Genomic DNA, 21,329 nt, shown 5'->3' with positions numbered 1-21,329 from the left:
AGTCCAATAGCTTTACAGCAAAAGTATGAGATAAATGGCTTGCTTTTTGCTTGAAAGTCTGTTTTACGAACAACGAAAAAAATGTAAGCAATTAAGAATTGTCTAACAAATCAAATCTTAATTTTTATCAAAACTACTAATATGGATGAGTCGTAATATAACTATAGGAATAAGACACATGACTACAGCAGCGAAATCTTCCCAATCCAAGAAAAAGATCAATACCGTGGTTTCAGAAACGACTGAACAGCTTGAAAAAGTAGCAGCTGAAGCCAAAGAACAGGTGGTGGAAACCATCGAAGAAAGCAAAGAGAAACTTGAAGTCGAAGCGAAACAGCTGGGTGATACTGTGCAGGAGCAGTTACGTCAGTTGAAACAGGATCTGTTGCAACGGATCGATACTTTGAAAGAGCAGTTATTTGGTTCGCAAAAAGAACTGACTGAATTAACCAGCTTTATCAAAACCGAATTTACTGCAGTCATTGAAGACTTATCCAATATGGGTAAGGAACTGAAAGAAGATGTCAGCCAGATCTCGACCAAACATAAAGAGCATCTGACTGGTACATTCAAGCGCTCAAAAGACAGTACCATTGAAGTTCTAAAAAAGGTCAAACCCATGGTAAAAGCTGAAAGTTCAGAAAAAAGCCCTGAGCTGAAGAGTTAAGGGAAGCCGCTGATTTAAATTGCATGAAAGGAGAACTGGATACGTTCTCCTTTATCTTTTTGAGGCAAAACGGACTCACAATAATAATGAAAGGGGGTCACGATGCAGCAGCATTATTTTGTAGGTGTACTTTGTTTACTGACGCTGATTATGATGCTTAATCTGGAAAGTTGGTTGATGCGTGCACTTTATCTCGGTGTGATGATGTTATGTCTGGGATTCTTTGGACTAACTTTTGGAACGATTATCCTGATCATCTTCACGTTAACTGTAATTTTTTATGCCGCGGTAAAATCAGTGCAGGACAATTACCGCTTACATCACTAAAATGTTGAAAACAATTAAAATGAACTCTTAGTCTATCAGCTTAAATAACGTTTAAATCATTATCAAAATAGCCAGCCCTAAGTGTTGAGAGCAGGCTAATTATTTCAATTTAATATTGACCTGAATCTACGTAGAGAAAATACAGAAAAATATTTTCTTCAAGCTATAACAGCGAACTTTGAGCGGATGAGCCGGAAAAGCCCATAAAAAAACGTGAGACTTTAATGCTCACGTTTTTTAATATCTTTGTTATCCAGCAAATGCTTTTAATCTGCATTAAAAGACATGCAGCCAATCCCGTTTATTGTGGAAGTCTGCTTCTGGGCTGCTGTGCTGCATCGCAAAGTATTGATCACCTTGTGAGGTTTTTAATACTGCTGTCAGACCAATAAACAGGTCTGCCCATTTAAGTTTATGCTCAACCATAAACTCGGTCAGATCCAGACTGACATTCAGACCATAATGGGTACGTTTAAGCTGATTCAGTTCGATATCGTATGCAGCAGGTGGCGGCATATCTTCCGGATAGCGATATTCCTCAAACTGATAGGCTTGCCAAGCCTGAGAAGGGGAAAGATTGATTTCGCGATAATAATCTTCACCCTGAACCCCGATAAAGATTTCAAAGCAGGTCTGTTCCCACAAAAAATCACGACGGGGATGTGCAGTAACCATTTCTGGCCACAGCACGTACTGGTTGGGATCACGCAACCAAAATCCGACATTCAAGCTGCATGGATTTTGCTGTTCGATGGCACCGACCAATGAGATTGCCTGAAAACGGCGATCAAATGCGCTGAGTTCGTAACTGGCCATAAATCCTGTACTTAGTTAGAAAGATGGGCAAAACGGACAAGATTGGATAACTTCTGGTTTTGCTTTGGAGCTTTCTTGTAAAGCAGCGCAATTTTACCAATAGTTTGTACCACTTCAGCACCTGTAGTTTCTGAAAGTTCAGCAATGAGTGCTGCACGTGCTTCACGGTCTTCAGCCACCACTTTTACTTTAATGAGTTCGTGATCATTAAGGGCACGATTTAGCTCTTCAACTACAGATTCAGTTAAGCCTTTGTCACCAAGCATTACAACCGGGTTTAATGCATGTCCAATTTGACGTAAACGCTTACGTTCCTGAATAGATAAAGACGCCATGAGAGATAACCTGATTTTTAAAACGGCTTAGTATAGCAAAAGCGAAAAACAAACGCTGTAAATTCTCAGGAAATAATCACTTGTAAATAATCGGAAATCACACCGGAATACTCAGATTTAGATACACATGTATACTGCAAAAAATGTGTTTTTCACGTACAATGAATCATTAGAAGTTTTTTTTATTTAGAGAGTTATGGCAACACGCATTACCAACCAAAAGTTATCTAAAAGTAGTCGTGCGTGGATGAGAGAGCATCTTGATGACTTTTATGTGAAAAAAGCACAAAAAGAAGGTTATCGTGCCCGTGCTGCGTACAAGTTGCTAGAAATTCAGGAAAAATACGGCATTATCAAACCCGGCATGACTGTAGTGGACTTGGGTGCTGCCCCAGGAAGCTGGTCCCAGATTGCCGGAAAACTGGTCGGTGATAAAGGTCTGGTGATTGCATCAGACATCTTGGAAATGGATGCGCTACCTGATGTGACTTTCTTGCAGGGCGATTTCCGTGAACAAGAAGTATTCGATAAATTGTTAAATATTTTAAACGGACGCACAGTAGACGTTGTAATTTCAGATATGGCCCCCAATACATCAGGTAATAGAGCTGTAGATCAACCACGTCAGATTTATTTATGTGAACTTGCTCTGGATTTTGCCAACAAGGTACTCGGCCCGAAAGGACAGTTTGTAGTGAAAGTATTCCAGGGTTCAGGTTTTGATGAATTTCGTAAAGAAGTCGTCAACAGTTTTGATGTATTGAAGACGATTAAACCTGCTGCATCACGTGCCCGTTCGAAAGAAGTGTTTCTGGTCGGACAGGGGCGCAAGAAGGCTTTGAAATAAAGTTTACTTGCCAACACGTTAAAAATTGTGCATTTTGTAGGTTTTTACATTATTGCAAATTGATTTGCAGCTTATTGATTAAGGTCACCCTTCGAGGGCATGATCAAATTAGATTGGAATGGGAAATAAAGCTTTGAGCGATCTTTTTAAGAATGCCGTATTGTGGCTCGTGATACTGGGTGTGCTGGTGTTAATCTTCAGCAACGTCAGTGACCGCAATCAACCGACTACAATGAACTATTCGGAGTTTGTTGCCGCGGTCAATGCTGGCCAAATTAAACAAGTTACAATTGATGGCGAAAGAATTCGCGGTGAAAAATCAAACGGTTCAGAGTTTGAAAGCATTCGCCCGGCAGTTCAAGACCCAGAACTGATGCCAAGCCTGATTAAAAATAATGTGGTCGTTGAAGGTGAAGCGCCTCAACGTCAAGGCTTGCTCATGCAATTGCTGATTGCAAGTTTCCCTGTGCTTCTAATCATTTTGTTATTCATGTTCTTTATGCGCAACATGGGTGGCGGTGCAGGCGGCAAGAATGGCCCAATGAGCTTTGGTAAATCTAAAGCGAAAATGCTATCTGAAGACCAGATCAAAGTAACATTTACTGATGTTGCGGGTTGTGACGAAGCAAAACAGGAAGTGGTTGAAATCGTTGACTTCCTGAAAGATCCTGCAAAATTCAAACGTTTGGGTGCGACTATTCCTAAGGGCGTCCTGATGGTGGGTCCTCCAGGTACAGGTAAAACCTTGCTGGCTAAAGCCATTGCAGGTGAAGCAAAAGTTCCATTCTTTAGTATCTCAGGTTCTGACTTCGTTGAAATGTTTGTGGGTGTCGGTGCATCTCGTGTACGTGACATGTTCGAACAGGCAAAACGACATGCACCATGTATCATCTTCATTGATGAGATTGATGCAGTCGGTCGTCATCGTGGTTCAGGTACAGGTGGCGGTCATGATGAACGTGAACAGACTCTGAACCAGATGCTGGTAGAAATGGATGGTTTCGAAGGCAATGAAGGCATTATTGTCATCGCTGCAACTAACCGTGCTGATGTACTGGATAAAGCCTTACTTCGTCCAGGTCGTTTCGACCGTCAAGTCATGGTAGGTCTGCCAGATATTAAAGGTCGTGAGCAAATCCTGAATGTACACTTGAAGAAACTTCCTTCTACTACTGGTGTAGATGTCAAAGTTCTTGCTCGTGGTACGCCAGGCTTCTCAGGTGCACAGTTGGCCAACCTTGTAAACGAAGCAGCATTATTCGCTGCCCGTCGTAACAAGAACACCGTCGATATGCATGACTTTGAAGATGCGAAAGACAAACTGTACATGGGTCCTGAACGTAAATCGATGGTACTTCGTGAAGAAGAGCGTCGTGCTACGGCTTACCATGAAGCAGGTCATGCGATTGTGGCAGAAATGCTTCCAGGTACAGACCCTGTGCATAAAGTGACCATCATGCCGCGTGGTTGGGCATTGGGTGTCACTTGGCAGTTACCTGAGTTTGATCAAACCAGCCATTATAAAGACAAGATGTTGAATGAACTTTCAATCCTGTTCGGTGGTCGTATCGCAGAGGAAGTCTTCATTAACCAGATGTCGACTGGTGCTTCGAATGACTTTGAACGTGCAACTAAAATGGCACGTGCAATGGTGACCAAATATGGTATGTCGGACAAGTTAGGTGTCATGGTCTATGAAGATGACTCTCAACAGTCATTTATGGGTAGCATTGGAACCCGTACGATTTCTGAAGCAACCCAACAACAGGTAGATGCGGAAGTTCGTCGTATCATTGATGAGCAATACAAGGTTGCACGCGATATCCTTGAAAATAACAAAGATATTGCCCATGCCATGGTGAAAGCGCTACTTGAGTGGGAAACAATTGATCGTGAACAGATTCGTGACATTATGGAAGGTCGTGAGCCAAAACCACCTAAAGTTTATGTTTCAGACAATCCAGTGATTGATGTAACACCGACTGATGGTCCAATGACTCCTCCGCCATTACCAGCGAACTAAGTTAAAAATTAAAACCACCTTCGGGTGGTTTTTTTATGGCCATTGTTTTGTCATATCTAGTTGAATGCTATAGTCAATTCATAAAAATCACTGAGTAAAAATAAGAATGACTTTACCTGTTCTGGAATCCAGTATTTATCAGCTACGTTTAGAACCATTGAGTTGGGAACATTTTGCAGACTTAGAAAATGCCTGTGCCGAAGGGGACTTGGGGGAAGTGTTATATAATTCGGTACCTTACCTACATAAACTTAAACACTACTTTACCCAAGCTTTTGAACAGCAGTCCAAAGGTGAAAGAATGGCTTTTGCCGTGATTGATTTAACTTCAGACCGAGCAATCGGCACCACCAGCTTTCATGATATCAAGCCGGAAATTCCACGCGTTGAAATTGGCTTTACCTGGTATGCCAAACCTTATCAACGAACCTATGTAAACCGGGTCTGTAAATATCTTTTGCTGCAGCATGCATTTGAAGAGCTGAATGCTCAAGTGGTAGGCTTTCGGACTGATCATCTGAATCTTAAAAGTCAAAAAGCTATTGAAGCTCTGGGTGCCAAACAGGATGGCATCATTAGATGTCATATGCTGCGTAAAGATGGCGTGACACTCAGAGATAGTTATATCTATAGTATTTTAAAAAGCGAATGGGTTGATGTAAAAGCGTTACTGCAATCCAAGCTGATGCAATATTCCAATAAGAACTATTTTGAAATCTAGCTATTGAATAGATTGAGCTTTGCTTTATTGATCTTTCCATAAGACAATACCGGGGTTATTGTGAACTAGGATTGAACCATGCAGCTGAAGCCACTACGACCACAGATCTGGACTTTCGGTCATTTGAAACTGGATTTGTCTCAGCCGCATGTGATGGGAATTTTAAATGTGACTCCGGATTCCTTTAGCGATGGGGGGCTGCACAATCAGAAAGATCAGGCAGTAGTAAAAGCCCTGGAAATGATTGCTGATGGTGCCACCGTAATTGATGTGGGTGGTGAATCTACACGTCCAGGTGCATCAGTCGTGGAAGTTGAAGAAGAAATCCGTCGTGTTGTGCCTGTAGTTGAAGAACTGGCCAAGCATGATGTGATCATCTCGATTGATACTTCACAGCCAGAAGTGATTAAAGCAGCCGTGAAAGCGGGTGCACATATCTGGAATGATGTACGCGCGCTCACTCGTCCACAAGCGTTAGAGACGGCAGCAGAACTGAATATTCCGGTGATCATCATGCATATGCGTGGTGAGCCGACTACGATGAATAATCTGGATCAGTATGATGATGTGACTCAGGATGTGATTCGGGAACTGTCACAACGGGTTCAAGATGCTCTAGATGTGGGTGTTAAAGCTGAACATATCATGATTGATCCTGGTTTTGGATTTGCAAAAAATGCCCAGCAAAATTTAAAGCTGTTGCAAGAGTTTTATAAATTGACAGAAATGGGCTATCCGATTTTGTCTGCTTTATCCCGCAAACGTTTTATTGGTGCTGCACTAGATGGTGCAGAACCACAAGCACGTGCAGTAGGTTCGGCTGCGGCGCATTTGCTGAGCATTCAGCAAGGTGCCTGTATGGTTCGAGCACATGATGTCAAGGTAACAGCAGACGCCATCAAAATCTGGAAAGCTATGCAAAATGCCTAAATCTGGGCTGAAAGACATATAGGAGCACAAGCTGTTTGGCTTTTAAACAGCAATGTGCTATACAGGCACGCTTAAGTTAGATTGTCATCTTTTAGAGTGCCTGTAATGTTTGCAGATTTACTTCTCCCCATGTTCGATGATGAATATTATCCCGATATTCTGGTTGCAGAAATCAAGCAACACATCGAACGTTTTGCTTCAAAAGTATCTAAATCCGGTTTATCAGATCAGGATGTATATCAGCTGGCCCATGAGACTGTGGCAGACATCAATGCCATGAAGCCACAGTTTGAAGATCTGGACTCTTCTCTGGATGATACTGCCGCAGACTATATTGCCGAGGCCATGATGATGGTCGTGCAAGAGCAGGGTCTGTTTGATATTGAAATGGAAGAACTGGTCGTTAATCGCGAATGGTAAAAAAAGCCCTGTTAAACAGGGCTTTTTTTTAATAATCTGAAAATACGTCTTTTAAATTTTTATAATGAATTTCATCCAGTAATTTCTGCTCTTCCAGCATGCAGCTATGATGCAAATCCAGATAATACTGTTTTAAATCTTTTTGATAAGGCACCGGTTCCGGCTCTTTGCTTTGCGATTGCTGATAAGACCAGTAAGCCAGCTGACGGATTTTCTGCAAACGTACCAATAGGGTGCTGCGAGTCGAAACTCTAAAGCAGGGCTCAACTAAAACCGGTATGAGGCTACTGAAAGCAAGCAGGGCCAAACAAGGCAAGGTAATAAATGCTGAGTGAAAATACTGATAATTTATAAATGACAGAATCGCAATCAGGGTTTGCATATACAGGCAGAGTTGCAAACGCTTGGCATAGCGAACAGAACTGTATTTCGCCTGAAACTGGGCGCGCCAGATATAAGGATAGAGCATGCCGATCATGACAATAGTACCTGCACTAAGCGCCTGATATTTTGAAGTCACAAAGTCAGGGTAAAACGGCAGCGAAAAGCACAGGCAACAAAATCCTGTGATCATGATCAGAATACCAATACGTAAATACAGATAGAGATCAGTGGTCTGGTTCAAATATTTATAACGGCCATAGCTGAGGCTGCAAAAGAATGCATCAGGATGGCGTAATTGCAATCTGGCTAGATCAAAAGAACGGGATGCAGACATGGGAAGGGCACATTCTATTGGTGATAATCACGCATAAAAAAAAACCAGCTGAATGCTGGAGATTTTCATTGCACCATTCTAATCAGAATTAAAATGGTGCCCGAGGCCAGACTCGAACTGGCACGCTTTGTGGGCGGGGGATTTTAAATCCCCTGTGTCTACCGATTTCACCACTCGGGCATGTGCGCAATAATAGAGGACGAAATAAAGCTTGGCAAGTAAATTTCAATACGTTTGCTTTATTTTCAAGCAATTCAGTAGTTTAAATTAAAAAATTAAATCCATAGTGCTAGATGATAAGCGTGAGAAGTCATGTAATTTTCTATTTCAGGCCGTGATTCATAAAACATTTACAGGTGCTCGTCCAGATAAGTATCGATATCGATGTATTTAATCTTCTTGCACTGCTCATGTTCCAGTTTAAACAAGCGGGTATGTAAATCCGCATAGTGCTGAAGCTGATTTTTCAATTCTTCATTTGGGGAGGTCGGCTTGGAATGAAAAAATAATTTCAGACGTAGTTTCCAGGTTTGTTGATAAGCCCAGAAACAGATGCGACGTAACTGCTGCAGTTGATATTGTTCAGTGCTATTGGTAGCAGGGCGGAACATATTTTCTTTATAGAACCGTACAAAACCAAAACTGATCCCGAAAAAGAATAGAATCCACATGGTCATACTGCTTTGTAGAAAAACCAGATTCAGCGCTTCCAGCACAATGACTACAGTGAGTTTAATCGGTGTATGTCTTAAAAACTGATAGAGGGAATGAGAAGAGTGCCGGATCTGCTTGATCACCAGTGGAACCACCAGCATCAGAAATAACAGAATAGTCAGAATTGCATAAGCTTGCGCCTGAAAGTCTGGGGCAGTTGATAGCTTAGAGGAATAAACATCTTTGAGAACCAGGCTAATCGGTACAAAGATCATGGCAGCCAGCACCCAGGGAATCAGTTCCTTGAGATCACTTAAAATACCCTTGGTCTTGATCTGGCCATAAAACAGATAATTTCTTTTGAAGGCAGCGGGATAAAGCAGTTTAAGTTGCTGCAATAAAAGATCAATCTGTTTGGTTTGCATGATAAAAAGTAAATAAGAAACTTGCCGCCTACTATAGCCAATTTACGCCAGAATGATAGAGATGATCCGGATTTTGCAATTATTAGAGTTGAAGCTAAAGATTTTAATTTTTTAGCGAGGATTTATGCGAAAATAGTTCATTGCATATTTATTTTTTAGGGACAGTTTATGACTGATCAATCTCCTGCGACGCTAAGCGACATCGAAATTTTAGACATCCTTCAAACCATGAAGAATGATGAGCTAGATACGGAAGCAAAAGAAGTCATTCGTCAAGGTGGTAAAGCGGGTCGTCAGGAAGCGCATAAGCAGGCGCTGGTTGTATTGAATCAGTCATTTGAAGAAAAATTTGTTGAAGCAGTTTCTCTGGCCCTGAATCTGAATGAAGCCCAAATCAAAAAAATCCGCTATAAGAAAGACCGTATCCGTATTTTAAAGGCGCGTGGTGTTGATTACCTGGCAATTGATGGTGCGGAAACTGCCTTTGTACTGGCACAGATTGCACAGGCGATTCTACGTGAAGATGCTGTTGTGACTCATGACTTACATAATATTTTCCCATTCTGGAAAGAAGGCTGGCCAATGGTGCAATTTGATAATGCCTACAAAATTTTGCAGGAAGATATCCAGATCCATTATCAGGCAGTCCTTGAAGCGCTTTTATCAAAAATCTAAATTGAATTGAATGTAAAGAAGCACCTTCGGGTGCTTTTTTTAATGAGAATAAAATAGGGAAAGCAGCCAGCGCACAGGAAGTATAAACAGCCGCCACCAGGTAATGAGCGGATAATAAAAATATTCGCCTATTCTTAAAGTCGAATCAAATCCTTGCCGGCGCCGCTCATAAGGATAGGGAGTCAGCCAGATTGAAAGTAAAATGAGCACAATTGCTATAATCAGAAATACAGGCTGTTGATCTTGCATAAAGAAGAAATAGAATAAATATAAGGCCGAATAAAAACTCAGACAGGCGAGTAACGCAGCAATATTCATAAAAATCTCATTATTATTGTTTTTGGAATTTTAAAACAATTGAAGAAGAACCAGATTATTCTGATTCTTCTGTCGGTGGCTTTTTTACTTCCAGCATACGTGTAACCAGTAACTGGTCAATCTTGAAATGATCAACATCGACAACTTCAAACTTATAACCCGCATGTAGCACAATATCTGCAGGACGTGGAATCTTGCGCAGCTTGAACATCATAAAACCAGCCAGAGTTTCATAATTCTCTTCATCTGGCATTTCATCAATTTCCAGCGCATGTTTGATGTCTTCAATAGGCGTACTGCCATCAATCAGCCATGAATTGCTGTCACGCTTAATGATCTGCTGGTCTTCTTCCAAGGGAGTAACCCAGTCGCCCATCACGGTAATCATAATGTCGGAGAGGGTAATCACACCTACGACCAAGGCATATTCATTAATAACGACGGCGAACTTTTCCTTGGTTGAACGGAAGCGATCCAGTAATTCAGATAGAGTCAGTGTATCTGGAATGGTTAGAACCGTACGGATGGTATTTTCATTTAACTGAAGTAAAGACTGATTATTCAGAATACGAACCAGAATATCTTTGGAGTCGACATATCCAATCACATCGTCGATATTTTCATTACAGACCAGGAACTTGGAATAAGGGAATTCAGCCAGTTTCTGGCGAATACTGGCTTCCGATTCTTTCAAGGTAAAGAACACCACATTTTCACGTGTGGTCATACTAGAAGGAACATTACGTTCTTCAAGCTCAAACACGTTCTCAATAAAGTGATGTTCCTGTTTCTGCAACACACCTGCCTGAGCACCCGCATCCATTACCGCAGAAATATCCGCAAAGGTAATATTATCATCTCGGATGGTATTCACTTTAAATAAGCGGAACAACAGGTTCGCAATGGCATTGATGAACCAGGCCAGTGGTTTACAGATTTTGATAAATACCTGAATTGGATTAATCACCGAGACAGAAATTTTTTCTGGAGCGATCATGGCCAGACGTTTCGGCATCAAGTCCGCAAACAGAATAAATAATGAAGTAACTGCGGTGAAGGACAGGCTGAATGCAATCGTTTCAGTCCAGGGACCTTGATAAAATCTGGAAAGTAAATTGATGATATAAGGGCGGAAGGCGCCTTCACCTAAAATACCGCCTAAAATGGCAACGGCGTTTAAGCCGATTTGGGACGCTGCAAAAAAGTCAGCAGAGTTTTCTTGTAAATCTAAAACTTTTTGAGCGCGAATATCTCCCGATTCAGCCAAAATTTTTAATTTGACCTTACGAGCACCTGCAAGCGCGATTTCTGTTAATGATAAAAAACCGGCCCCCGCGATGAGTAATAAGATAATCACGATGTTTTGAAAGAGGCTCACGAATCCACCTGTGGATTAATATGATCTAGCTAAAAATATTTTTAACACAAAAAAAGACTTGAGGTACAAATAAAGCAACTCAAGTCTCTAGAGTATAAGCTTAAAAATGAGCAATTTAGCTAATATTCAATTCAATAATGCGAAAATTGCGAATTATTCATTAAAAATTCACGATTTTCTTCTTCGATCATCTGACGGGCTACATATAGAATCAGCTGACGTAACCAGCGATGGGCGGGATGATGATGCAATAAAGGACACCACGCCATCTTCAATTCAAACTCAGGAATATAGAATGGTGGATCTTTAATGAGTAAGTTCTGGTTTTTGGCTTGCAGACGTGCAATACGGGTCGGTAATGTTGCTACAAGATCGACATTGGCAGCCAGAAGACCAGGCATCTGATAATGACGGGTAAATACCGAAATCTTACGTTTTTGGCCAATACGCTCAAGCGCCTGATCAATCCAGCCGAGACCCGCCTGTTTCTCAGGGTTTACCCCAAAGCCAACGCCCATACCAGTTTTTGATACCCAGATATGCTGTGCATCGAGATAGCTTTTCAGGTTTAGGTTGCCCGCAGCCGGATGCTTGTTATTTAACAGGCAAGAAAAGCTGTCACGCCAAACCAGTACCTGATGGAAACTTTGCGGAATTTCATTAAAACGGTTAATCGCCAGATCAACTTTACCTTGTTCCATGTCACGATAGGACACATCACTTGGCGTTAAGAAGTCGAGAACCACATTCGGTGCTTCTGAACGTAATGCTTTCACCAGGCGTGGTACCAGTGTAGCTTCAGCATAATCTGAAGTCATGATGCGGAAAACACGGTTTGAAGTATAAGGGCGGAACTCGGTACGCGGTTCTAGAATCATGGAAAGATCTGCTAAAGCATCGCGGATACGAGGTTGAAGTTCTAGTGCGCGTTCTGTTGGGGTCATACCTTCAGAAGAGCGAATCAGGAGGGGATCATTAAATAAATTTCGTAAGCGACGTAAAATGTTACTCATCGCAGGCTGGGTTACCCCAAGTTGTTCTGCAGCACGCGTGACATTTTTTTCACGTAGAAGTACGTCAAGATAAATGAGGAGATTAAGATCGACCCGCTCCAGATTCATAAAAAAAATACCGAAAATAAAATTATGAAATTATATGGATTATGCCATAACTACTATAGCTTGTGTACGCAACTGATGAAAAAAAGCCCAGCTGATTGTACTGAAATACCTTTTTAGAGTCTCTTTCACCGCAGATTTTGCCAGTCTGAATCCTTCTCTATTTTTAAGAGCAGAAAGGAAATCTGGCTGCCTCTAAAACGAAAGAAAGGTATTTCTGAAAAACAGAGGGAATTAGCAAATAATGTGCCAGGTTTGATAAAAAATATTTCAACAAATAAATGAAAAATAATTCTTTTGAAATAAGTATTCTAGGTTTTAAGGCTTAGAAAATAGACAAAATTTGCTGAAATTAAGCGCTGCTAAAGTCTTGCAAGACTTAAGTCTAATGAATATTTTTTACTCATGTTGCTGATGTTTTAGGCAAAATACAAATTTAAAAATTCAAAAATAAAATATAAAATACAATAACTTATAAAAAATTGATCAATATATAATTAGACTTTCATCTACATATTTTTTAAATAAATAATGATAATTCTTGCAGAATATTGGATTAATTTTTCGAAGCCCACTAATCTTTAGCTATCCCAACGGATCGTCGAAAATCTGAACAAGTCATTGAGGGTGTGATTTGAGCGGTTCGTTGCAGAAAAATCCTAATATTAATACAGGAATATATCATGACTACATACCAAACAGCGATTGATGCAATCCGCGAATTAAAAGCGAAATTCGGTAACACTTGGGCAGACATCAGTCCTGAAGATGCTGCGCGTATGCAACTTCAAAACCGTTTCAAAACTGGTTTAGACATTGCTAAATATACAGCGGCGATTATGCGTCGTGATATGGCTGCTTATGATGCCGACTCTAGCAAATACACTCAATCACTAGGCTGCTGGCACGGTTTCATCGCTCAGCAAAAAATGATTGCGAACAAAAAATACTTCGGTACAACTGAACGTCGCTATATCTACCTTTCTGGCTGGATGGTTGCTGCACTTCGTTCAGAATTCGGTCCTCTTCCTGACCAATCTATGCACGAAAAAACTTCTGTTCCTGCATTGATCGAAGAAATCTACACATTCTTACGTCAAGCTGATGCGAAAGAACTGAACGACCTGTTCCGCGCACTTAAAAAAGCTCAAGACGCTGGTGATACAGCTAAAGCTGCTGAAATCACTTCACAAATCGACAACTTCCAAACTCACGTTGTGCCAATCATTGCGGACATCGACGCTGGTTTCGGTAACGAAGAAGCGACTTACTTACTAGCTAAGAAAATGATCGAAGCGGGTGCTTGTGCACTTCAAATCGAAAACCAGGTTTCTGACGCGAAACAATGTGGTCACCAAGCTGGTAAAGTAACAGTTCCACACGAAGACTTCATCGCGAAAATCCACGCTCTTCGCTATGCATTCCTTGAAATGGGTCTTGACGACGGTATCATCGTTGCACGTACTGACTCTGAAGGCGCTGACTTGACTCAAAAAATCCCAGTGGTTAAAGAGCCAGGCGACATCGCTTCTCAATACATCAGCTACTTAGACACTCAAGAAATTGACATCTCTGAAGCGCAAGAAGACGAAATCCTGATCAAACGTGATGGTAAACTTCACCGTCCTAAACGTCTTGCTTCTGGCTTGTACCAGTTCCGTGAAGGCACTCAGATCGACCGCGTTGTACTTGACTGTATCACTAGCTTACAAAACGGTGCTGACCTTCTTTGGATCGAAACTGCGACTCCAAACGTAGCTGAAATCGCTCACATGGTTAACCGTGTACGTGAAGTTGTGCCAAATGCGAAACTTGTTTACAACAACTCTCCATCATTCAACTGGACACTGAACTTCCGTCAACAAGCGTATGACCGTTGGGTTGCTGAAGGTAAAGACGTATCTGCATACGACCGTGCTAAACTGATGAGCGCTGAGTACGACGATTCTGAATTGGCTGCTGAAGCTGACGAAAAAGTACGTACATTCCAAGCAGATGCTTCTCGTGAAGCAGGCGTGTTCCACCACTTGATCACTCTGCCTACTTACCACACAGCTGCTCTTTCTACTCACGAGCTTGCTCAAGGTTACTTCGGTTCTGAAGGTATGTTGGCGTATGTTGCTGGCGTACAACGTAAAGAAATCCGTGGCGGTATCGCTTGTGTGAAACACCAAGCAATGGCTGGTTCTGACATCGGTGATGACCACAAAGAAATCTTCGCTGGTGACAACGCGCTTAAAGCGGGTGACGATGCGAAAAACACAATGAACCAATTCTCTGCTTAATCAGCTCTGAATCGATTCTAAAAAAACCCTGCGCAAGCAGGGTTTTTTTATGCCTAAAATAAAAATAATAACCTTATAAATTGTTGAAATAGCTAGATGAAAGGCAAAATCTTCATATTTTCTTCATGATTCAATTTTATACATATTTTTCTGTGATCAAGCCTTGCATTCTCTAGGCCACTGCCTGAATATCCTTAAGCTGACTCAATAATGCAACGCTTTCCATAATTCATTAAATTCAAAGTGATTCAGACTTATGCTGTCTAAGTTTTTCATTCATCGTCCTATTTTTGCAGGTGTGCTGGCCATTGTAGTCATGGCCATTGGACTTTTTGCGGTGATGAATTTACCTGTTGAACGTTATCCGGATATTGCACCGCCTCGTATTACTGTGGCAACAACCTATACCGGTGCATCTGCAGAAACAGTAGAAGAAAGCGTGACCCAGGTGCTGGAACAGCAAATTAAAGGTATCGACCGCTTGCTGTATTTCAGCTCAAGCAGTGATTCCTCAGGTCGAAGCCGGATCAGCATCAGTTTTGAAAATGGTACCGATCCAGATACAGCACAAGTACAGGTTCAAAATGCGATTAACGGGGTTCTCAATCGTTTGCCAGATGATGTCCAGCGACAGGGCGTGAATGTCTTCAAATCTCTTGGCGATACCCATATGGTCATCGGTTTGTATGATGAGTCACGGCGTAGCAGCAATATTGAACTGTCTGATTATTTGACCACGCATCTGGAACAGGATATTTCCCGAATTGATGGCATTGGGGAAGTGGATGTTTTTGGTTCACAGTTCGCGATGCGCATCTGGCTGAATCCAGCAAAATTGAAACAATATAACCTGATGCCAAGTGATGTGCGGGCAGCGATTGAATCACAAAATACTCAAGTGGCAGCCGGCGCAATTGGTGACTTGCCAACAGTCGATGATCAGTATCTGAATGCCAAAGTCACATCAGGCAGCCGTTTAAAAACAGTCGAAGAATTTGAAAATATTATTGTGAAGTCTGCCCGGGATGGTAGCTTTATCTACTTAAAAGATGTTGCACGGGTTGAATTGGGTGCGGAAAATTATCAGTCATATAGCACCACCAACGGCTATCCTTCTGCCGGTCTGGGCATTTCACTGGCCTCCGGTGCCAATGCAATTGCGACGTCGAGTCTGATCAAGGCTGAAATCGAGCGACTCTCCCAGCAGTTGCCGGAAGGCTATAAAATTGCCTATCCGCGTGACAATACACCGTTTGTTAAAGAATCGATTAAAGAAGTCGTTAAAACTTTATTCGAGGCGGTCATTCTGGTCGTCATCGTGATGTTTATCTTCCTGCAAAACTGGCGTGCCACCTTAATTCCGACTGTAACTGTGCCTGTAGTTTTACTCGGAACCATGGCAGTACTTTATGTTTTGGGACTGAGTATTAATACGCTGACTTTGTTTGCCTTAGTACTGGCCATTGGCTTGCTGGTCGATGATGCCATTGTGGTGGTAGAGAACGTTGAACGTCTGATGCATGAGCAGCAGCTTACAGCCAAAGAAGCAGCGCTGGAATCCATGCAGGAAATCAGCGGCGCACTGATCGGGATTACCCTGGTTTTAACCGCGGTCTTTATTCCCATGGCATTTTTTGGTGGCTCAACCGGGGTGATCTATCGTCAGTTCTCGATTACGCTCGTGGCAGCGATGTCTCTGTCGCTGATGGTCGCACTGATTCTGACACCTGCACTTTGTGCGCTGATTCTAAAACCAAATCCAAAACCTGCCAAGTGGGCGAGTTGGTTTAACCAGAAACTGGATGGTTTGAAGCATCGTTATCTGAAAGTTTCTAATGTCACTCTACAACATAAGGCCATTAGTCTGGTGCTGTTTGCCGGATTGCTCTGCGTATTTGCTTTATTTTATCGCGCCTTACCCACCAGCTTTTTGCCGAGTGAAGACCAGGGTATTCTGAATCTGCAAATCCGGCTGCAGGAAGGCGCGCCAATGAAAAACACCATTCAGGTCGGTGAGCAGATTCGTCAGTATTTTCTGGAAGAAGAAAAGGACAATATCGACTTGGTCATGCTACGTTATGGCCGTAACTTCTCAGGTACCGGTCAGAACCTGGCGACCGGTTTTGTTGCCTTGAAGCATTGGGATGACCGTGCTGGAGAAGAAAATACCGCGCAGGCGATTCGTGAACGTGCTATGAAGCATTTTCGCAGTAACCGCGATGCTCAAGTCAATATCAGCATGCCGGCTTCAGTGAATGGTTTAGGGCAAACCGACGGCCTGGATTTCTGGATTCGTGATATTAACGGTAATGGCCGTCAGTATCTGGAAGAGCAGTTCCAGAATATGCAGGCTGGAGCAGCTCAATATAGTAGCTTTGAAAATCTGGATAAGCGTTCCAATCCGGAAAAAGCCGAACTGAAAGTCAATATTGACCAGAAACAGGCTATGGCCAATGGTCTGAGTCAATCCGCAATCAACAGTACGCTTTCAGCGGCCTGGGGGGGTAATTATATTAATGACTTTATTGATCGTGGCCGGATTAAACGGGTGATTATGCAGGGCGATGCAGAATTCCGTTCCAAACCTGAAGATCTGGCGCAATGGCATGTACGTAATGACCTGAACGAGATGGTGCCTTTCAGTAATTTCGCTCAGGTGGACTGGAGTGGTGGTCCTGAGGTGGTCAACCGTTTTATGGGCTATACCTCGCTGCAAATGCAAGCAGATATGGTCAAAGGTTCCAGTTCTGGTGAAGCGATGAAGGATGTCGAAAATCTGGTGGCAGAGCAGGATGGCATTGATGTGGTCTGGAGCGGTTTATCCTTTGAGGAAAAACAATCCAGTAATCAGGCAATCTGGCTTTATCTGGTGTCGATCGGATTTATTTTCCTGTGTCTGGCCGCTTTATATGAAAGCTGGACGATTCCGACTGCGGTGATGTCCGCAATTCCTCTAGGGATTGGTGGGAATATTATTTTCAGTTTTCTGGCAGATTTTCCGAATGATATTTACTTCCAGATTGCTTTGCTGACCACGATTGGTCTGTCCTGTAAGAATGCAATTTTAATCGTAGAGTTTGCGGCATTGGCTCAGGAAAAAGGTAAATCGGTAGTTGAAGCTGCACTTGAAGGTGCTTCGCTACGCTTGCGTCCGATCCTGATGACATCTCTGGCCTTTGGTGCTGGCATTCTGCCACTGGTCTTTGCTTTTGGTGCTGGTGCAGCCAGTCGTCGAGAGATTGGAATCAGTGTTTTTGGTGGAGTGATCTTCGGAACGGTACTGGTACTAATTTTTATTCCATTTATGTACGTTTTAATTCGCCAAATGACGATGAAGAAATCACGTACCTAATATCAATGCAAAAATATTGAGCTCAAAAATCCCCGTTATAACGGGGATTTTTTTATCGGAAATAAAAAGGTAAAGATTGGCTTAAATTTAAGCATGGTGTGAAAATTGCTATAGAAATCATCTATTCATGGCGTGTGCATTCTAAAGATGCATTTGATGGGGATTTCTAATTTATGTTGTCGCGCTTTTTTATTTATCGTCCCAAGTTTGCAGCGGTCATTGCAATTTTAATGATGGCGCTTGGGGTATTTGCACTTCAAAAAATTCCCATTGAACATATGCCAAATATGGATACGCCAGCTTTAGGCGTTTCCGCAGGTTATCGTGGTGCATCGGCTGAAACAGTTGAGCAATCGGTGACCCAGATTCTGGAACAGGCGGTAAAAGGCATTGAAGGTCTGGAAACTTTTCACTCCAGCAGTTCGGTGGGACGGGCCCAACTTACGCTGCAATTTGAGCCAGGAGTCGATCTTGATCAAGCCCAGTTACAGGTTCAAAACGCCGTGAATGGTGTATTGAGCCGCTTACCTGAAGAGACGCAGCAGGGCGGAGTCAATGTTTATAAATCAGGGTATGACCAGTTTGCACTATTAAGTTTATATGATGAGAGTGGGCAGAGTAGCGTCACCGAACTTTCAGATTATTTGATGGTCCACGTCGAACCGCGTTTGTCACGTATTGAAGGTGTAGGGGAAATTGACCTGTACGGTGCAGGTTATGCCATGCGGATTTGGCTAAATCCGCATAAGTTGCACCAGTTTAACCTGATGCCAAGCGATATCCGTAATGCCATTGAAACTCAAAACGCGCCACTGGCTTCAGGCGCAATTGGTGGTTTGCCGACGATGCAGGATCAATATCTCAATGCCAAGGTCAGTGCCGGTTCACATTTAAGCAGTGTGAAAGAATTTGAAAATATCATCGTTAAAACCACAGATTCCGGTTCATTGCTGTATTTAAAAGATGTGGCACGGGTAGAACTAGGTGCAGAAAGTTATAACCACATTAACTATACCAACGGACAGCTCTCTTCAGCTTTATCGATTACTTTGGCGCCGCGGAGTAATGCTATTGCCGTGTCCAAACAGATTCAAGACGTATTAAAAAACGCTCAGGCCAATTTGCCACCGCACTACCAGTTGCAAATGACCATGGACAAAACTCCATTTATTACCAGCTCAATTGAACAGGTAGCTAAAACTCTGGTTGAAGCCATTATTCTGGTCATTGTGGTGATGTTTATCTTCCTGCAAAACTGGCGTGCCACGATTATTCCGGCCGTTACGATTCCGATTGTAGTTTTGGCGACCTTTGCAGTGCTGTATGTCTTGGGTATGACTCTGAATAGCTTTACCTTATTTGCCCTGATTTTAGCCATCGGTCTGCTAGTCGATGATGCCATTGTAGTGGTAGAAAATATTGAACGCCTGATGCAGGACGAATATCTGGATGCCAAGGCGGCTGCCTTAAAGTCCATGCAGGAAATGAGTGGGGCACTGGTCGGTATTACATTGGTACTTACCGCAGTATTTATCCCGATGGCTTTCTTTGGCAGTATTACTGGGGTGATTTATCGTCAATTTTCCATCACTTTGGTAGTGGCGATGTTGCTGTCTTTATTCGTGGCCTTGGTCATTACCCCAACATTTGCAGCACAACTGCTTAAACGCAAAACTCATCAAGCACGCTGGGCGCGAAGTTTTAATCGTGGTATGGATCGGCTCAATGCAGGCTACCAGAAAGTGTATGCAGGAAGCATGCGATTTAAATTCACGATGTTGGCACTGTTTGGTGTGTGCATAATGAGCTTCGGCTGGGTATATAAGCATTTGCCGGAAGGCTTGATGCCCACGGAAGACATGGGCTTTGTCATGGGGCAGATCGTCATGCCGGGCAATGCACCGCGTACAGAAGTCGAAAAAGTCGGGCGTGAAGTACAAGATTATTTGATGAAACATGAATCAGAACGCATTCAGAGTGTAGGCGTCTGGTATAGCGGCAACAACGTTGGTGTAGGCCCGTATCGTGGGCAGCTCTTTGTGGTATTAAAAGACTGGGCTGAACGTAAAAATCCTGAAGATTCGGTCTTTGCCATTGTCGATCGAGCACAGAAACACTTTGCCAATCATGCCAATGCCCAAATTTTCTTTATGGCGCCTTCCATGTCGAGTAATGGTCGTGTAGTCGATTTCTGGTTGCAAGACCTGGATTATAAAGGAGCTGAATTTTTACAGGAGGCATTTGGCCAGATTGAAGCGCGTGCCCAAGGCAAATCATCGATTGAATTTTTACAGCTGGACCAACCCAAAGAAAGTGCTGAGCTGAATATTAAACTTGATGCAGAGCGTGTGTTAAAGCATTCCATTCTTCAGCAAAATGTAAACAGTACTTTGGCCGCAGCGTGGGGTGGAACTTACATCAATGACTTTATTGATCGCGGGCAGATTAAGCGTGTGATTATGCAGGGTGAAGCAGAATACCGGTCCAAACCTGAGAATCTGGCCTTCTGGCATGTACGCAATCAAAAAGGTGAAATGCTGTCATTTAACCAGTTCAGTAGTCTGAATTGGCAGGGCGGGCCGAACAGTATTAACCGCTATATGGGCTATAACGCTGTTCCAGTCTATGCCGGGATTCCAAAGGACAAGTTTTCCAGTCAGACCATGCAGGATGTTGAAACATTGGTAGATGCCCAGGAAGGTGTGAATCTGGCTTGGAGCGGAGCCGCATTGGAAGAAAAGCGCAGCAGCGGTCAGGCGATTTTCCTGTATGTGATTTCGATTGCCTTTATTTTCCTGTGTTTAACCGCTTTATATGAAAGTTGGACCATTCCTGTGGCCGTGATCAGTGCCATTCCATTGGGCGTAGGTGGCAGTATCTTATTTTGCTGGATCTTTGGTTTCGCCAATGACATCTTTTTTCATATTGCCTTGCTGACGACAATTGGTCTGTCCTGTAAAAATGCCATTCTGATTGTGGAGTTTGCTGCACAGGCAGAGAAAGCAGGAAAAACAGCTATAGCTGCAGCCTTAGAAGGAGCAAGTTTGCGCTTACGGCCTATTCTCATGACTTCTATTGCTTTTGCTGCGGGAGTGATTCCTTTGATTTTTGCTTCTGGGGTCAGTGCGATCAGCCGTCAGGAAATTGGTGCCAGCGTTTTGGGCGGGGTCATTTTTGCAACTATTTTGGTATTATTCTTTATCCCGTTTATGTATGTGTTAATCCGAAACCTGTTTCGTGTCAAAGCAACAAATAAAGTTATACAAATCAATCAGGAAAATGAGGAATACTCACTCTAGGGCGGGTATGTTTCATACCTG

Annotated in this window: 18 protein-coding genes and 1 tRNA gene; 11 read left to right on the top strand and 8 right to left on the bottom strand. The window is 42.7% G+C overall.

The annotated features are described in order from the left end of the window. Positions 1 to 178 precede the first annotated feature (178 nt). The gene (locus O4M77_RS10310) at positions 179 to 667 is read left to right on the top strand and encodes a hypothetical protein (protein WP_004784804.1); all 489 of its coding nucleotides are present in this window, start codon (positions 179 to 181) and stop codon (positions 665 to 667) included. Positions 668 to 769: 102 nt separating this feature from the next. Continuing rightward, positions 770 to 994, top strand: coding sequence for a hypothetical protein (locus O4M77_RS10305; protein WP_159123475.1), 225 nt, complete (start codon positions 770 to 772; stop codon positions 992 to 994). A 276-nt stretch (positions 995 to 1,270) separates the two neighbouring features. Here the strand turns inward: O4M77_RS10305 and O4M77_RS10300 are convergent, their stop codons facing one another. Both O4M77_RS10300 and yhbY read right to left on the bottom strand, forming a co-directional pair. Next, positions 1,271 to 1,810 (bottom strand): DOMON-like domain-containing protein, encoded by a 540-nt coding sequence (locus tag O4M77_RS10300; RefSeq protein ID WP_034170177.1) that lies wholly within the window; start codon positions 1,808 to 1,810, stop codon positions 1,271 to 1,273. A gap of 11 nt (positions 1,811 to 1,821) precedes the next feature. Further along, positions 1,822 to 2,145 carry a ribosome assembly RNA-binding protein YhbY gene (yhbY, locus tag O4M77_RS10295; RefSeq protein WP_004784797.1) on the bottom strand — a complete coding sequence of 108 codons (324 nt, stop codon included), beginning with the start codon at positions 2,143 to 2,145 and terminating at the stop codon, positions 1,822 to 1,824. 196 nt (positions 2,146 to 2,341) lie between these two features. Between yhbY and rlmE the strand changes: the two genes are divergently transcribed. From rlmE to O4M77_RS10270, 5 genes are all read left to right on the top strand, one after another. Beyond that, the gene (rlmE, locus tag O4M77_RS10290) at positions 2,342 to 2,992 is read left to right on the top strand and encodes a 23S rRNA (uridine(2552)-2'-O)-methyltransferase RlmE (RefSeq protein WP_004784794.1); all 651 of its coding nucleotides are present in this window, start codon (positions 2,342 to 2,344) and stop codon (positions 2,990 to 2,992) included. 133 nt (positions 2,993 to 3,125) lie between these two features. Next, positions 3,126 to 5,015: an ATP-dependent zinc metalloprotease FtsH gene (gene ftsH, locus O4M77_RS10285; RefSeq protein ID WP_034170205.1), complete on the top strand. Its 1,890-nt coding sequence runs from the start codon at positions 3,126 to 3,128 to the stop codon at positions 5,013 to 5,015. A 106-nt stretch (positions 5,016 to 5,121) separates the two neighbouring features. Further along, a complete protein-coding gene (locus tag O4M77_RS10280; protein ID WP_323713448.1) occupies positions 5,122 to 5,736 on the top strand; it encodes a GNAT family protein in 615 nt (204 codons plus the stop codon). A gap of 78 nt (positions 5,737 to 5,814) precedes the next feature. Continuing rightward, positions 5,815 to 6,666 (top strand): dihydropteroate synthase, encoded by an 852-nt coding sequence (gene folP / locus O4M77_RS10275; RefSeq protein WP_180010608.1) that lies wholly within the window; start codon positions 5,815 to 5,817, stop codon positions 6,664 to 6,666. 105 nt (positions 6,667 to 6,771) lie between these two features. Next, on the top strand, positions 6,772 to 7,086 hold the full coding sequence (locus O4M77_RS10270) for a DUF5713 family protein (protein ID WP_125278212.1): 315 nt from the start codon (positions 6,772 to 6,774) through the stop codon (positions 7,084 to 7,086). A gap of 28 nt (positions 7,087 to 7,114) precedes the next feature. Here the strand turns inward: O4M77_RS10270 and O4M77_RS10265 are convergent, their stop codons facing one another. From O4M77_RS10265 to O4M77_RS10255, 3 genes are all read right to left on the bottom strand, one after another. Further along, positions 7,115 to 7,804 carry a hypothetical protein gene (locus O4M77_RS10265; RefSeq protein ID WP_323713447.1) on the bottom strand — a complete coding sequence of 230 codons (690 nt, stop codon included), beginning with the start codon at positions 7,802 to 7,804 and terminating at the stop codon, positions 7,115 to 7,117. A 94-nt stretch (positions 7,805 to 7,898) separates the two neighbouring features. Then, positions 7,899 to 7,984: transfer RNA gene (locus O4M77_RS10260), tRNA-Leu, on the bottom strand. Between the two features lie 170 nt (positions 7,985 to 8,154). Continuing rightward, positions 8,155 to 8,883: a hypothetical protein gene (locus O4M77_RS10255; RefSeq protein WP_159123479.1), complete on the bottom strand. Its 729-nt coding sequence runs from the start codon at positions 8,881 to 8,883 to the stop codon at positions 8,155 to 8,157. Between the two features lie 168 nt (positions 8,884 to 9,051). Between O4M77_RS10255 and O4M77_RS10250 the strand changes: the two genes are divergently transcribed. Then, positions 9,052 to 9,558, top strand: coding sequence for a hypothetical protein (locus tag O4M77_RS10250; RefSeq protein ID WP_180002100.1), 507 nt, complete (start codon positions 9,052 to 9,054; stop codon positions 9,556 to 9,558). A 39-nt stretch (positions 9,559 to 9,597) separates the two neighbouring features. Here the strand turns inward: O4M77_RS10250 and O4M77_RS10245 are convergent, their stop codons facing one another. The 3 genes from O4M77_RS10245 to O4M77_RS10235 all read right to left on the bottom strand — a co-directional run bounded on the left by O4M77_RS10245 (position 9,598) and on the right by O4M77_RS10235 (position 12,375). Beyond that, positions 9,598 to 9,876: a hypothetical protein gene (locus tag O4M77_RS10245; RefSeq protein WP_005236806.1), complete on the bottom strand. Its 279-nt coding sequence runs from the start codon at positions 9,874 to 9,876 to the stop codon at positions 9,598 to 9,600. A 55-nt stretch (positions 9,877 to 9,931) separates the two neighbouring features. Beyond that, the gene (locus O4M77_RS10240) at positions 9,932 to 11,254 is read right to left on the bottom strand and encodes a hemolysin family protein (RefSeq protein WP_004784777.1); all 1,323 of its coding nucleotides are present in this window, start codon (positions 11,252 to 11,254) and stop codon (positions 9,932 to 9,934) included. Positions 11,255 to 11,385: 131 nt separating this feature from the next. Next, positions 11,386 to 12,375: a LysR family transcriptional regulator gene (locus O4M77_RS10235; RefSeq protein WP_004784775.1), complete on the bottom strand. Its 990-nt coding sequence runs from the start codon at positions 12,373 to 12,375 to the stop codon at positions 11,386 to 11,388. A 680-nt stretch (positions 12,376 to 13,055) separates the two neighbouring features. Here O4M77_RS10235 and O4M77_RS10230 point away from each other — a divergent pair. From O4M77_RS10230 to O4M77_RS10220, 3 genes are all read left to right on the top strand, one after another. After that, on the top strand, positions 13,056 to 14,657 hold the full coding sequence (locus O4M77_RS10230) for an isocitrate lyase (RefSeq protein WP_159123482.1): 1,602 nt from the start codon (positions 13,056 to 13,058) through the stop codon (positions 14,655 to 14,657). 256 nt (positions 14,658 to 14,913) lie between these two features. Continuing rightward, positions 14,914 to 18,009 (top strand): multidrug efflux RND transporter permease subunit, encoded by a 3,096-nt coding sequence (locus O4M77_RS10225; protein WP_323713446.1) that lies wholly within the window; start codon positions 14,914 to 14,916, stop codon positions 18,007 to 18,009. Positions 18,010 to 18,182: 173 nt separating this feature from the next. Further along, positions 18,183 to 21,308 (top strand): efflux RND transporter permease subunit, encoded by a 3,126-nt coding sequence (locus O4M77_RS10220; RefSeq protein ID WP_323713445.1) that lies wholly within the window; start codon positions 18,183 to 18,185, stop codon positions 21,306 to 21,308. Positions 21,309 to 21,329 lie beyond the last annotated feature (21 nt).

The sequence above is a fragment of the Acinetobacter sp. YWS30-1 genome, assembly GCF_033558715.1.
Taxonomy (GTDB): domain Bacteria; phylum Pseudomonadota; class Gammaproteobacteria; order Pseudomonadales; family Moraxellaceae; genus Acinetobacter.
The sequence above is the reverse complement of the archived record's forward strand: the minus strand, read 5'-3'. Positions and strand labels throughout refer to the sequence as shown.